General features: G+C 42.2%; 12 protein-coding genes and 1 tRNA gene. 5 read left to right on the top strand and 8 right to left on the bottom strand.

The features are described from left to right. Window positions 1-6: 6 nt before the first annotated feature. Window positions 7-2451, top strand: coding sequence for an outer membrane beta-barrel protein (locus ACO1QW_RS21125; RefSeq protein WP_486261571.1), 2445 nt, complete (start codon window positions 7-9; stop codon window positions 2449-2451). Between the two features lie 290 nt (window positions 2452-2741). Here ACO1QW_RS21125 and ACO1QW_RS21120 read toward each other — a convergent pair whose 3' ends face one another. The 4 genes from ACO1QW_RS21120 to recQ all read right to left on the bottom strand — a co-directional run bounded on the left by ACO1QW_RS21120 (window position 2742) and on the right by recQ (window position 6714). Continuing rightward, window positions 2742-3356: an HD domain-containing protein gene (locus ACO1QW_RS21120; RefSeq protein ID WP_486261569.1), complete on the bottom strand. Its 615-nt coding sequence runs from the start codon at window positions 3354-3356 to the stop codon at window positions 2742-2744. A 100-nt stretch (window positions 3357-3456) separates the two neighbouring features. After that, entirely contained in the window at window positions 3457-3783 is a 327-nt protein-coding gene (locus ACO1QW_RS21115) for a GIY-YIG nuclease family protein (protein WP_486261567.1), read from the bottom strand. Window positions 3784-4074: 291 nt separating this feature from the next. Then, a tRNA-Phe gene (locus tag ACO1QW_RS21110) sits at window positions 4075-4147 on the bottom strand. 218 nt (window positions 4148-4365) lie between these two features. Further along, a complete protein-coding gene (recQ, locus tag ACO1QW_RS21105; RefSeq protein WP_486261565.1) occupies window positions 4366-6714 on the bottom strand; it encodes a DNA helicase RecQ in 2349 nt (782 codons plus the stop codon). A gap of 237 nt (window positions 6715-6951) precedes the next feature. Between recQ and ACO1QW_RS21100 the strand changes: the two genes are divergently transcribed. Then, the gene (locus ACO1QW_RS21100) at window positions 6952-7926 is read left to right on the top strand and encodes a KpsF/GutQ family sugar-phosphate isomerase (RefSeq protein WP_486261563.1); all 975 of its coding nucleotides are present in this window, start codon (window positions 6952-6954) and stop codon (window positions 7924-7926) included. A gap of 74 nt (window positions 7927-8000) precedes the next feature. Next, complete coding sequence (locus ACO1QW_RS21095) at window positions 8001-9083, top strand: mannose-1-phosphate guanylyltransferase (RefSeq protein WP_486261562.1); 1083 nt, start codon at window positions 8001-8003, stop codon at window positions 9081-9083. A gap of 167 nt (window positions 9084-9250) precedes the next feature. Here the strand turns inward: ACO1QW_RS21095 and ACO1QW_RS21090 are convergent, their stop codons facing one another. Beyond that, complete coding sequence (locus ACO1QW_RS21090; protein ID WP_486261560.1) at window positions 9251-9502, bottom strand: hypothetical protein; 252 nt, start codon at window positions 9500-9502, stop codon at window positions 9251-9253. Between the two features lie 283 nt (window positions 9503-9785). Here ACO1QW_RS21090 and ACO1QW_RS21085 point away from each other — a divergent pair, with 283 nt between their 5' ends. Next, on the top strand, window positions 9786-10880 hold the full coding sequence (locus tag ACO1QW_RS21085; protein WP_486261558.1) for a glycosyltransferase: 1095 nt from the start codon (window positions 9786-9788) through the stop codon (window positions 10878-10880). Between the two features lie 20 nt (window positions 10881-10900). Here the strand turns inward: ACO1QW_RS21085 and ACO1QW_RS21080 are convergent, their stop codons facing one another. After that, on the bottom strand, window positions 10901-11638 hold the full coding sequence (locus ACO1QW_RS21080; RefSeq protein WP_486261556.1) for an LOG family protein: 738 nt from the start codon (window positions 11636-11638) through the stop codon (window positions 10901-10903). Between the two features lie 190 nt (window positions 11639-11828). Here ACO1QW_RS21080 and ACO1QW_RS21075 point away from each other — a divergent pair, with 190 nt between their 5' ends. After that, window positions 11829-12794, top strand: a complete 966-nt coding sequence (locus ACO1QW_RS21075) for a hypothetical protein (RefSeq protein WP_486261554.1) — start codon at window positions 11829-11831, stop codon at window positions 12792-12794. Between the two features lie 57 nt (window positions 12795-12851). On the opposite strand, the gene ACO1QW_RS21070 is transcribed toward ACO1QW_RS21075, so the two are convergent. Both ACO1QW_RS21070 and ACO1QW_RS21065 read right to left on the bottom strand, forming a co-directional pair. Next, entirely contained in the window at window positions 12852-14054 is a 1203-nt protein-coding gene (locus tag ACO1QW_RS21070; protein WP_486261552.1) for a glycoside hydrolase family 10-like protein, read from the bottom strand. Window positions 14055-14062: 8 nt separating this feature from the next. Next, entirely contained in the window at window positions 14063-14518 is a 456-nt protein-coding gene (locus tag ACO1QW_RS21065; protein WP_486261550.1) for a MarR family winged helix-turn-helix transcriptional regulator, read from the bottom strand. Window positions 14519-14524: the final 6 nt, after the last annotated feature.

Below are 14524 nucleotides of genomic sequence, written 5' to 3'. Positions count from 1 at the left end.
CTTATCATGCTACGTTCTGTATTTGCCCTCCTGTTTTTTGTATTCAGCTGTTCATTCCTGGCTGCCCAAACCAGCAGCGGTTCTGTGTCGGGAAAAGTGGTTGATTCATTAGAACAACCCCTCGAAGGAGCCACCGTTTTATTATTTTCCACTGCCAGCAACGCAACTGTAAAAAGTGCTTTAACCGATGCAAAAGGTCTTTTTGTTTTAGAGAAAATAAAAGCAGGTAGTTATAAACTCATCATCAGCATCAGCGGTTTTAAAAAGGATAGCAGCAATATCATTCTTAGCGAAGAAAAAAACATCCACCACACAGGAAACATCAAACTCACTGCTGTATCAAAAAATCTGCAGGATATAACTGTAACGGCACAGCGGCCGCCTGTTGAACGAAAGATCGACAGGACCGTCGTGAATGTCGATCAAATGATCAGTGCTGCAGGTTCAACAGCCCTGGAAGTGCTGGAACGTTCACCCGGTGTATCTGTCGATAATAACGGTGTTATCAGTTTACAAGGCAAAAACGGAGTGATCATTTTTATTGATGACAAACCCACTTACCTGAATGGAGCCGACCTGGAGAATTACCTGCGTTCATTACCCGCTTCCTCCATCGACCAGATCGAACTCATGACCAACCCGCCTGCCAAATACGATGCAGCCGGTGGAGCAGGCGTCATCAATATCCGTCTTAAACGAACAAAGTCGAAGGGTTTTAATGGTTCACTTAACACAGCGTATACACAAGGCCGTTATGCAAAGACCAATAACAGTTTCAACTTTAATTACCGTAATGGTAAATGGAATACGTTTGGTACCCTCACGCAAAACTATGCCACTAACTTTTCCGATCTCACTATTAACCGTCACTTCAAGAAACCGGATGGCAGCCGCAATTACGATTTCCTGCAACACACGTATATCAAACCATCGGGTAATGCTTTTTCAGGAAAAGTGGGTGCCGATTTTTATGCCACAGATAAGAACACATTCGGTATTGTATTTACCGGTGTTACAAGAAAAGGACAACGGGATAATGATAACAGCAGTCGTTTTATCAATACGGCTTATCAACTCGATTCAACCATTGTGGCCCATAATACACAAGACAACAGCTTTAGCAATGCCGGTGTGAATTTAAATTTCAGGAGAACCTTTCGAAAGAATGGTCCTGAATTATCAGTTGATGCAGATTATATCCGTTACAATTCAGACAATGAGCAGCTGTTTGATAATTATACCTACCTGCCCAACAATACACTTTCACAACAGGAACGTTTAACAGGCGATCTTCCTGCAGGCATTGATATTTATTCATTGAAAGCCGACTATACACATCCGTTACAAAAAGGATGGAAAATAGATGCAGGTGCAAAATCGAGCCAGATAAGAACCGATAATGTGGCTGATTATTTTTTAACGAAGAACAATGTAACCGCACCCGATTACGACAAAACAAATCATTTTATTTACAAGGAAGATATTCATGCGGCTTATATCAACAGTTCGTATGAAGGCAGGCGTTGGTCGATGCAGTTAGGTTTGCGGACCGAGTACACCATCTCCGACGGTAAACAGTCAGGCAACCTGGTGAAACCTGATTCATCGTTTAAACGAACCTATGCCAGTTTATTCCCTACAGCTTATATCAATTATAAATTAGATAGCGCAGGTAATAATATACTCACGCTTGATTACGGAAGAAGGATCAACCGTCCTTTTTACCAGGATCTTAATCCCTTTATTTCACCATTGGATAAGTTTACCTATTATGTAGGCAATCCCTTTCTATTACCTGCCTACACACATAACGTACAGCTATCGTACAGTTATAAAAATAAGATCACAGTTGCATTACGCTACAGTTCCACCCTCAACAATACCAATGAAACAATTGAAATAAAAGACGGCACTTATTACAGTCGCCCCGGCAATATTGGTAAGATCAGCAATATCGGCGGATCCTTGCAGGGCGAGCTTCCCATTAAAAAATGGCTGAGCTTTGGTTACTATACCGAAGTGACCAATATTCATTCTCAAACAAATTTTTATACCGGCTATCTCGATACGCAGGGAACGTATTGGTTTATACAACCTACGCTCCGTTTTACGTTCAAGAAAGGATGGAGTGCGCAGATCGATGGCTTCTATCAAACCAACATCACTTCCAACCAATTTATTTTACTTGAAAGAGGAAGGCTGAATGCAGGCGTTTCGAAAAAGATTTCAGCAGCCTTCACTGTTCGTGCTACGGTGAATGATCTGCTATACACACAAATCAACCGGGGCATCATTAATAATTTAGCAAACACCGAGGCCAACTGGCGCAATGCCAACGATACCCGTGTGTATACCATTGCCCTTGCCTGGCGTTTTGGAAAAACAATCAGCGACATAAGAAAACATAACCAGAACAGCGCACAGCAGGAACAGAACAGGGTGAGGGAATAGGACAATACGTTTAATGAAAACCATCCATTGCCAAAGGACTTTTTTGTAGAAAGAAGGGAACTTATTTGTTCAGCTTCAATAAAAATTATTGTTTTCTGGGCAGTGGTATTTTATGGCATCGCCTGTTGTGTCACTCACTTGTACGTTCCGTTTTTATTGCAACTTTTTATCTTATCCTTTTTCTAATTTTTCGATCCGTCAAGGGGCAATCCGAGTGGCCAAAAAGGAAGAGGTTGTTGATCTCATAGGCTGGATGCAACAGCAAGAATGTTATCCAACTTCAGTTGCAGTTAAAGCATTGAAATTTCACGTTCAATATTTTTTCTTGCCGCAGTTTCGTATTTGTTATAGAAGTGTTCGGTTTTAAAAATCCGGTCCATTGAAAGAAAATGCTGCAGGGCTTTCTTTCTTCCCGGTTTGTATAGTATATCGGGATAGATAGTATATTCTTTTCGAACATTGGAGCAGTAGTCATGATATGTGTCCCAATCGTTTCCGAGGATGCTTAAATCAGCATCTGTAAAATAATTTATATCAGTATCATCATTTAATTGATGCGACTTTGTCGCACTAATTAAGTGGTAAACCCGATCAATGAAATAGGTTTTACAATTCAGTTGGAGTAAATGTTTTGTTGCTAATAATGCACTTTGTTCCTCGTTATCATTTCTCTGAGCCTTATAAATAATATCATGATAAAAAAGGGCCAGCACAACTGCGTCCCAATCATGAATAAGTTCTTTTATGCCAGATAGTTCTCTAACAAGATTTTCTAAATGATGCAGGTTATGATAATGTCTTTTTTTGCCGGTATAATTCTTTTCTATCTCCATCCACAATTGCTGCGTGAGCTGCACATCTGCAGTATATTGACCGGTCAATGAAAGAAAAAGTTCTTTAAGCATTGTTTATTGAGCTTGTTTTTACAAATGCAATATTAACAACGGGTCGACTTCTAAGGCAGAGTTATTCCAGGCAAACGAGATATTCCAAAAACAAAAAGCCTCAACTTTCTTGGTTGTCAAATTCAAACGAAAGGTTATGCAGTAATGGTTGATAGCCCAGCGTCAGCAAGGTGCTTGTTAACATGTACCTGATTGCTTTCTTTCCTGCAGTTGTTTTGAAATAACCTTCCCGCTTCATGGCATCCTCTTTATACAAATAACCTTCGCAGAATATGAGTTGCAACGGTCTTCGATGTGCAGTGCTTTTTGTATTGCCATTGTTATGATCTGAAACTCTTTTTTCGAGGTTGGAGGAATATCCAATGTACAGGAGGTGATCTTTTTGACTGAAGAGAATATAAACGAAGTATGGGAGTAAGGTATTCATACAAAGGTGCTTTCTTAAATATCGGCATCCTGAAGTAGATTTCCTAGCGTCAATCACTTCAGGATAAATTAAAGTAGATTTCCCAGCGTCAATCACTTCAGGATAAATTAAAGTAGATTTCCTTCCTGAAGTAGATTTCCTAACAAATCCTTCGGTAGCTATATCTTGGGAGGGGTGTCCTGAAGCAGACTTCGTCGTTCCTCCTCAGTCGCTTCAGGACACAGTGAAGCGAAAAGCCTTGACAAACAAAAAGCCTGAACGAGATTTCGTTCAGGCTTTTCTGCTTCACTGTGGTGTGGGCCGGGATCGAACCGGCGACACAAGGATTTTCAGTCCTTTGCTCTACCGACTGAGCTACCGCACCATTCCTGAAACACGCTATTTGGTAAGTGGAAGCCTATCCGCCTTTTGTGCTTCGGGGCTGCAAATATAGATGATTGAGCTATATCAGCGAAATCTTTGCCCCATTATTTCAAATTCAATTCTTGTTTGCAGATTGCTTCGTGCCCTGCAATGACGTTCTTCCTACTTGCCTATTCCTTATTGCCCATTGCCTGTTCACTATCAACTACCGGCTACAAACTACATTCCATATTCACTCAAAAACTTGATGCGCATGATCTTCAATTGCTCCCAGTTGTAACCACCGTCTTCCAGTTCCTGTTGGGCTATTTTTAAATCGCTGGTGCTGCAGGTCTTGAAATAATCAATGATCTCTTCCTGTTCGTATTCATCCAGCCATTCGTCAATCGCATAATCAAGTCTTAGTTTGGTGCCGCTGGCAGCAATGGTTTCCATTTCTTCCAGCATTTCATCCATGCGCCAGCCTTTGTTTTTGGCAATGGTCTCAAGCGGTATCCGTTTGTCAACATTCTGAATAAGGAATACTTTGTTACCGCTCTTGTTCACCACGCTCTTCATCACAAATTCATCGGGCTTTTCAATCTCATTTTCTTCTACGTACTTCGCTACCATTTCCACAAAAGGTTTGCCATAACGGATGGCCTTACCCTTGCTTACACCCTGGCATTTTTCTAATTCTTCTAATGTAGTTGGATAAAGCGTAGCCATATCCAGCAATGAGTTTTCGAGGAAGATCACAAAAGGAGGCAAGGCTTTTTTCTTTGCTTCTTTCTGTCTCAAGTCTTTCAGCATCTCAAACAACTTATCGTCCGATGCTAACGCACCGCCACCGGCTGCTTCACCTTCATCATCATCTGCATTTGCCTCTTCGTATAAATTGTTGAGAACAATCTTGAAACTCTTTGGCTTTTTCAGGAAGGCTTCACCTGCTTTGGTGAATTTCAGCAAACCATATTCTTCAATATCTTTTTGAATAAACCCATGCAGCAATAACTGCCGTATGAGTGAATTCCAGAAATGCATGTCTTTTTCTTTACCGCTGCCATATTCAGCAAGCTGATCATGCCGGTACATTTGTATCTGCGGTGTCAGGCGTCCCATAATAACAGGGATCACATATTCTGTTGCAAAACGTTCGTCGAGTGCTTTAATGGTTTTCAATGCAATCACCGCTTCGTCTTTTGCCTCGATCTTTTCTTTCGGGTGCAGACAGTTATCACAGTTGCCGCAATTCTCTTCACCATATTCTTCACCAAAATAATGCAGTAAGATTTTTCTCCTGCACACGGAGCTTTCGGCAAACGCCACCGTTTCCTGGATCATTTGTGCTGTTACTTCACGCTCACTTAATGGTTTATCACGCATCAAATGCTCCAGCTTGCTCACATCTTTATGCGAATAATACAGGATACATTTCCCTTCCATACCATCCCTGCCTGCACGACCAGTTTCCTGGTAATAGTTTTCAATACTCTTTGGTATGTTGAAATGGATCACAAAACGGATATCCGGTTTATCGATACCCATACCGAAGGCAATGGTGGCAACAATTACCTGCACATCTTCATTCAGGAATTGATCCTGCCTGTCGGCTCTTACTTTACCATCAAAGCCCGCATGATAAGCCACTGCTTTAATACCATTGGCCATCAGCATATCGGCCAGCTCTTCCGTTGTTTTACGGTTGAGTGTATAAATAATGCCGCTCTTGCCTTTATTCTGCGAAATAAACTTCACAATACTCTTCACCGTTTGATCTTTCTTGATCTTGGGCTGAATTTCATAATAAAGATTACCACGGTTGAACGAGGAAATAAAAATATCGGGATTGCGTAAACCTAAGTTCTTGACTATATCGCTCTGCACTTTTGGTGTGGCAGTTGCCGTTAAAGCGATGATGGGAATATCGGGGTTGATCTGGTCCATCATCTCTTTTAAACGACGGTATTCCGGACGGAAATCATGACCCCATTCACTGATACAGTGTGCTTCATCCACGGCAAAAAAGGAGATCTTCAGATCGCTGAAGAAGTCCATGTTTTCCTGCTTGGTGAGGGTTTCGGGAGCCACGTAGAGCATTTTGGTTTTGCCTGCCAGCAAATCATCATGCACTTCTTTTATTTCTTTTTTGGTGAGGGTTGAATTGAGGAAATGCGCCACATCATCTTTGCTGCTGTAACTGCGAACAAGATCAACCTGGTTTTTCATAAGGGCAATCAAAGGGCTCACAATAATAGCCACCCCTTCGCTCACCAGGGCCGGCAACTGGTAACATAAACTTTTACCGCCACCGGTGGGCATTATTACAAATGTATCTTTCCCGGCAAGCAGGTTATTGATCACCGCTTCCTGTGTGCCTTTGAAACCTTCGAACCCGAAATGTTCGTGAACTGCAGCGTAAAGGTCGATGCCTGGAGTAGCGGCCGGCTTTTTACCGTTCGATTTTGCGGCTGCAGCATTGGCTTGCTTTGCAGCTTTCTTTACCGTTTCTTTTTCGCTGGTTGTTGTTTTGGCCGCTTTCGGCGTAGCTTTTTTCTTAACTGTTGTCATCACTATTTTTTCCTTCACTCTTTGGTTTTACAAACTGGACTTTCAGCAGGCAGTTGACTATTCTCAGCACGAAGGTGCTTTTTCGTAAGGGGCACGAAGTTACTGAAAACGGGGCAGCTTACCCCCTTGTATTAGCCAAAAAGCTGCTAAAAAAGCCTTGTTTTAAGATAATTGATTTTTCGGGAACGCCTGCAGCAAGATTTGCACAGGCGCCGTTTTTCTGTTCTGTTGAATTACAGTAGGTTTGCCCCGCCAATGGAAAAATTACAGCATAACAACCCGCTTGATGTAGCCCGCCGAACGATTGCTTTGGAGGCGGGGGCCATTGAAGGACTGGTTTCGCAGCTTACGAATGATTTCAGCAAGATCTGCCAAACCATCCTCGAAGCAAAGGGGCGCCTCATTGTTAGCGGTATTGGAAAAAGTGCGGTGATCGCCCAGAAAATTGTCGCCACCTTTAACTCCACCGGCACTCCTGCGGTTTACCTGCATGCAGCTGAAGCTATTCATGGCGACCTGGGGATGATCCTTAGCCATGATGTGGTAATGATCATCAGCAAGAGCGGCGAAAGTCCCGAGATCAAAGTGCTGGCACAACTGGTAAAGAATTTTGGAAACCCCGTTATTGGCATGGTGGGCAATATTGATTCTTACCTGGCCAAACAAAGTAATTTTTTACTCGATACGACCGTGAGCAAGGAAGCTTGTCCCAATAATCTCGCCCCTACCAGCAGCACCACTGCGCAAATGGTCATGGGTGATGCGTTGGCGGTGGCACTGATGGAATTACGTGGGTTCAAAAGCGAGGATTTCGCCAAGTTTCACCCCGGTGGGGCTTTGGGCAAAAAATTGTACCTGCGTGTGGCCGATCTGTATATTCATAATGAACAACCAAAAGTATCGGCTGATGCATTGTTGAAAGAAGTGATCGTCGAGATTTCCAAAAAACGATTAGGAGCAACCGCTGTTGTAAACGAAGTTGATGAATTGTTAGGTGTGATCACCGACGGCGATTTACGTCGTATGCTGGAAAAAAATACCCGTTTAGATGAAGTATCGGCGGCACAGATCATGACCATGAACCCCAAATCAATTGAAGCTGAAGCTTTGGCTATTGATGCTATGGAGCTGATGCGGAAAAATAATATCAGTCAATTATTGGTTGTTAACAACAAACAATACCTTGGCATTATACATTTGCACGATTTAATAAAAGAAGGATTGATCTAAAAGGTGAATGGTCAATGGTGAATGGTGAATGAACTCACTGCTCACTATTCACTACTCTCCACTCTCTAGTTACTATGAATAAGAATCACTATGTTGCCATCATGGCCGGGGGAATCGGCAGCCGTTTCTGGCCAATGAGCCGCACGGCATTCCCTAAACAGTTTTTAGATATTCTGCATACAGGACGAACATTGATACAGGGCACCTACGACCGTTACCTGCAATTCATCCCCAATGAAAATATTTACGTGGTTACCTCATCAGAGTATGCGGACATCGTAAAGAAGCAATTACCTGATTTGCCGGCTGAAAATATTTTGTGTGAGCCTTCAAGAAAAAACACTGCACCCTGCGTGGCGTATATTGCACATAAGCTTCAACAGATCAACAAAGATGGTTTGCTTATTTGCGCACCTGCCGATCATTTAATTCTCGATGCGCCTGCCTTTACGAAAGTTTGTACCGATGCATTTGATTTTGTGGACAGCATTAATGCACTGGTTACATTGGGTATAAAACCTACCTATCCTAATACAGGCTATGGTTATATTCAGCATGAAGCAATGCCTGTGGCTGATCATGTGTACAAAGTGAAGACGTTTACAGAAAAGCCCAATCTCGAACTGGCGAAAACATTTCTTGCCAGCGGCGACTTTTTATGGAACGCCGGCATATTTGTGTGGAAGGTGAAGAATATCATCAAAGCATTTGAAAAGTTCCTTCCCGAAATGAATGAAGTGTTTGTGGCGGAGAAAGAACATTTCAACACGGACAATGAACAGGAAGCAATTGAACGCATCTACCCTCAGTGTACAAATCTCTCCATCGACTATGGTATTATGGAAAAGGCCGATAATGTGTATGTAGTGCCTTCTTCATTTGGCTGGAGCGATCTTGGTACATGGAACAGCGCTTACGAAAACATGGAGAAGGATTATTTCGCCAATGCTGTTGCCGGTAAACATGTAATGATCATTGATGCTACCAAAAACGTAGTTCATGCACCCGATAAAAAATTAGTGTTACTGCAAGGTCTTGATGACTTTATTGTTGTTGACACAGCCGATGTATTGCTCATCTGCAAAAAAGAAAAAGAGCAGGAGATCAAAGAATATGTGGCGGAAGTGAAGAGAAATAAGGGAGAGAAGTTTCTGTAGAGCTAAGAGGTTAAAAAGTGGAAGAAGTAAAAGAGGTTCGGTGCCAGGTTTACAAATTTGTTCAACCCCATCGGACAGAGAGAAAACTTTCACTTCAAAATAAAAAGAGAAGAGGCTACAATTTGTAGCCTCTTCTCTTTTTATCTCTTTTCACTTTTTACAAACTCTTAGTTCCTGTTACTAATAAATTCAAACGCTTTAAAATCTTTTCGCAATACTGCTTTTTTTACTCTTCCTGATTGCGTGTACACTTTATACCGGTTAAGATCGATGAGTTCATGTGCTTTGCAAAAATTTTCCAGCTCTTCAACATGGTATAATACTTCGTGCAGCCATTCCACTTCGTGATCAATAGCTTCTTTGCTCCGGTGTTCATTGTTGAGCAACACAAGTAAATCCCGCCGCTGATTCCCTTTCATCTGCTACTACTCAATTTGGTTGATGATCGTTGGTTCTGTTTGTAACAGGTGCAATTGTCAATACCCTACCATTCCTTTCTTATTCGGACAGCCACAACTGTTCTTCTTCGACGCACTACAACCTGAACCCAAAAACAGGGCCACAGTTACTAACAATAGAAAAACAATTTTAGTTGAACGCTGCATCTGTAAACTCACAAATTTTTTCTGCATCATAGGATAATTGTTTAAATGTTGATTCCTAAAATAACTACTTTCCCCCATAAATATTGTCATTTCTTCAATGAACGGTCAAAAAAACAAACGGATACTGCTGGCGCCTCTCGATTGGGGGCTCGGCCATGCTACCCGTTGTGTTCCCATTGTCCGTTCTTTACTGGAAAACGGTCACGAACTTGTACTTGCAGCAGATGGCGCCGTGGCAGCATTGCTCCGCAGTGAATTTCCCAACACAGAGATCAAAGCTTTGAAAGGATATGGCATCAGCTACAGTAAAAATTCTTCACTTGTGGGAACAATGCTGCAGCAGTTACCTGGCATTTTGCGGAGTATCAAAACGGAGCAGCAATGGCTTGCTGAATTATTGAAGAACGAACACTTTGATCTCATCATCAGCGATAACCGGCCGGGTGTTTATAGTACGCAGGTGCCTTCCGTTTATATCACGCATCAGTTGTTGATCCATTCAGGAAAAGGAAAATGGGTGAACCGTTTGTTACAACTACTACACCACCGGTATATCAAAAACTTTAACGCCGTTTGGGTGCCCGATCTTGAAGGTTACCCAAATCTTGCAGGCGAATTAGCACACCCGCAGAAGCAATTAGTGCAGCCCATTCACCTCGGTTTGCTTTCACGAATGAATGCCGTTAGCCATCAAGCGAAATATGATCTGATGATCCTGTTATCGGGCCCCGAACCGCAACGAACCATATTGGAAGAAAAACTCAAAGCAGAACTTTCATCATTTACAGGAACTGTTCTTTTGGTGAGGGGGTTGCCAAAGCAGGATGCTGCAGATTTACAATTATCAAAGCACATAACTGCACACAATCATTTGCCTGCGGCTTTATTACAGGAAGCCATTTCTTCATCTCAACTCATCATTTGCAGAAGTGGTTACACAACCCTGATGGATTTAATCCGCTTGAAGAAGAAAGCAGTATTGATTCCAACGCCTGGCCAGCCGGAGCAGGAATACCTGGCAAAGCATATGCAACAACAACAATTGTTTCCATTTCTGAAACAAGAGAAAGCAAACATAGAAAATGCAATAAGGATTGCTGCAAACTTCCCCTATCAAAATCCTTTTACTGATGCTGATTTTGAGTCTTACAAAAATGTTATTCAGCAACAAATTGAATTATTGGTGAGATAGGTATTCCATAACTATTGGAACTAAGTCCCCATCCTCCGATTCTTTCGTTCAAACAACCAGGTAAAAGGTCTTTGTGTTTCGTGCTTTAGTTCAAAACGTTTAATACTTCTTTCCTGCAGCACAGCTATTGCTTCTTCCACCGAATCGGTTAAGATAAACAGCTTGTCATCTTCAGGCGAAATAGTACCACGCTCTTTCATATGTTGCACATGTTCCATCATTTCTTTGTGGAAGCCCTTGCCCATTACGATCACCGGAAAGTCTTTGATCTTTTTTGTTTGTATCAGGGTGATTGATTCAAACAATTCATCGAGCGTTCCGTAACCGCCGGGCATACAAATAAAAGCGTAGGAATATTTAATGAGTAATGTTTTGCGTACAAAGAAGTACTTGATGTTTACCCAACGATCAAGGTAAGGATTGGGATCCTGTTCAAAGGGCAGCACAATATTGCAACCCACACTTCGTCCATTTACATCTTTGGCCCCCCGGTTGGCTGCTTCCATTAGGCCCGGGCCGCCACCTGTCATGACGGTGAAACCCATCTTCGCCACTTCGGCGCCCATCTTTCTTGTCAGTTCATAATATTCGTGCCCCTCGTTGTAACGTGCCGAACCAAAAATGGTGACACAGGGGCCAACAAATGCCAGGCTTCTGTATCCTTTAATGAATTCAAGCAATACTTTCCATGCAAACTTAAATTCCTTCCAACGGCTCTGCGGACCTTCTAAAAACTTTATCTCACTCGGATGATTCATGACGGTTATTTAATGGGTGTAAGTTAAGTTAACAACAAATGATATTCCGGTTGTGCGTCTGAATGAAAAAACATTTGTTGCCTTGGGCCGGCAACCGTATTTTTACTGTCTCCTCCGTATATCCTGCTGAACGTACCACACTTCCCTCTTCCTATCCGAACCATTAACTCAAATCACAAATAAAACAGCAATGAAAAAAATCTTGTTTTTTTCGGCTATGGCCGTATCCCTGCTTATTGGTTGCGAAAAGAATTCGGACCTGAGCGTTGAACAAAAAGAATTGGCAAAAGTGAGTGCTCCTTCGGCTACTCTCAGCGCTACCCTTCCTTTAACCGCTGCATCAACCTGTGCAAGTCCGTACACAGTTACATTGGAAAATGTTACCAACAACGGCAATGGAACTTACACATGGACATGGAGTGTGGCAAATCCCAACCCCGGTAATGGAACAAACGGCACTTTACAAAACCTGAGTCACTGGGATATTACCTTAGGCGCTTGTGTTACTATGGCGGACGTAGTAAGTGGTGCAACCAGTACTAACGGTACAGAATGGACTGCATTTACACCTACGTTTGAAGTAGATAACTCTTTCAACACACCAAACTGTAATATCACTACAGTAAATGTTTTGAAATTTAATCTTGGAACCACGGGTTCTGCTAAAAGTTATTACAGCTTAACGATTAATAAAAATGTAGATGTTGATCCTGCCGTTACTGCATATTACAAAAGTGGTGCAACAACTAAATGCGGCACGTTCTGCTTTCCTGGTTTTGGCTGTGTAGTGGAAGGAGAAGGCTGCAGTTTCAGCCAGGGTTACTGGTTTGCAAAACCAAATCTTGTTTGGGCTGGTACCGTTACTGTTGGTGGACATGTGTACACACAAGCAGAAGGTAAAGCGATCTGGAACTCATCGAATGCAGGTGGTATTGCTGATACCAAAAAAGCTTTTTTACAAGTTGCTGCTATTAAATTAAGTGGCGATAATGTATTGGCGGGTGCAACCGTTTGGGCCGATGTACAAATTGTTGAAACATGGTTAAGCAGTTTACCAAAACTCACTCCTTCTAATTTAAAAAGCTGGAAGAATAGTGCTGCTGCTGCGGCGGCTGGTCGTATTGGCGAATGGATTACGCTCAATCATTGCGAATAAAACCGATAACATTCATCTTATAAAAGAAGCCGGGAGAAATTCTCCCGGCTTCTTTATTTATATCTTCTTTGGTAACCATTTCATTTCAGGAACCATGGCCGGTTCTTTAAAATAGTTTAATCGTAAACTATCATTCCATCCATTCGGGTTGCGGTTAAATGTTTTACTGCTGAAGAAGATCATGCCGTGCATATTTGGCGTGTTGCGTAAAAGATCAATTTGCCGCAATAATTGAGTACTGTCTTTCCATGCATTGTTACTTCCTGCACGATAGATTCCTAAACCAATATAACAATGCTTACCGTAGGTGTGCTTGCTCCACCAATCGATCAACACCTCATAAGGAGCTGCTTTGTGTCCAAACTCCCAATAGAGTTGTGGTGCCACATAATCGATCCATCCTTTTTGTAACCACAATAAAATATCTGCATACAAATCATCGTAGTTAGTTTGCCCGGCTTGTGTATTACTTCCCCCGGGATCTTTATCGCTGTTGCGCCACACACCAAACGGGCTGATACCAAATTTCACCCAAGGTTTCACTTGTTTGATCATGCGACTCAGACTCACAATTACTGAATCAACATTACTTCTACGCCAGTCATCTTTTGTAAGTCCTTTTTTATATCGTTGATACGAAACTGAATCAGGAAACTCCTGCCCTGCAATACGGTACGGATAAAAATAATCATCGAAATGAAGCGCATCCACATTGTAACGCTCGGTCATATCACGAATAACTTCCACCACGAATGCCTGTGCTTCTTTATTACCCGGATCAAAATATTTCTTACCACCATAATCTAAAAACCATTGTGGGTGTAAACGGGTGATGTGTGATGGAGCAATGGATGCTTTCCCAATATTAAAATCGGCACGATAAGGATTGCACCAGGCATGAAATTCCATCCCACGTTTATGCGTTTCCGTGATCATGAACTCCAGGGGATCGTAGTAAGGAGATGGTGGCTTGCCCTGCACACCACTTAACCATTCGCTCCAGGGTTCGTAGGGCGATGGATAAAATGCATCGGTTGCAGGTCGCACCTGCATAATCACTGCATTCATGCCATTGCTTTTGTGCAGATCGAGTATGCGGATGAATTCTGTTTTTTGTGAATCAACTGCAATCCCTTTCCTGGATGGCCAATCGATATTATCAACTGTAGCAATCCAAACAGCCCTGAACTCCTGTTTTGGCTGAGCGGCCACAACAATTTGTAATAAGAGGAAAATAAAAAACAAACAAGCTCGTGCCATACCCGAAATTAATCAGAACCACGCACTTTATCGAGTAGCGAATTGAGTTGTTTGGCATCGGCTTCTGAAAGGTTATTCATGACACCATCAATAAATGATTGTGTGCTGTCTAACTTCTGCAATAGTTTTTTTCCTTTAGCCGTAATGATCACATCAACCAATCGTTTATCTTTTTTGCTGACGGTTTTTTTTGCAAGATTTTTTAAAACAAGTCGGTCGACAATACGACTTGTATCGCTCATTTTATCGAGCATACGCTCACGTATCTGCAAGGTGGATAATGGAGCATCGCTGCCACGTAAGATGCGGAGTATATTGAATTGCTGGAGCGTGAGATCTTCCTCATCGAGCATTTGCTTCAATTGTTCTGTAACCCAGTTGTGAGTAAAGATGAGGTTAACAACCGTCTTGTGGTGTTCGTTTTTGAATTTTCGTATTTGCTTAATATCCGTTTCTAAACTCATAAGCTC

Source organism: Lacibacter sp. (genome assembly GCF_057361365.1).
Note: the sequence above shows the minus strand (reverse complement) of the source record. Positions and strands in the feature narration are given on the sequence as shown.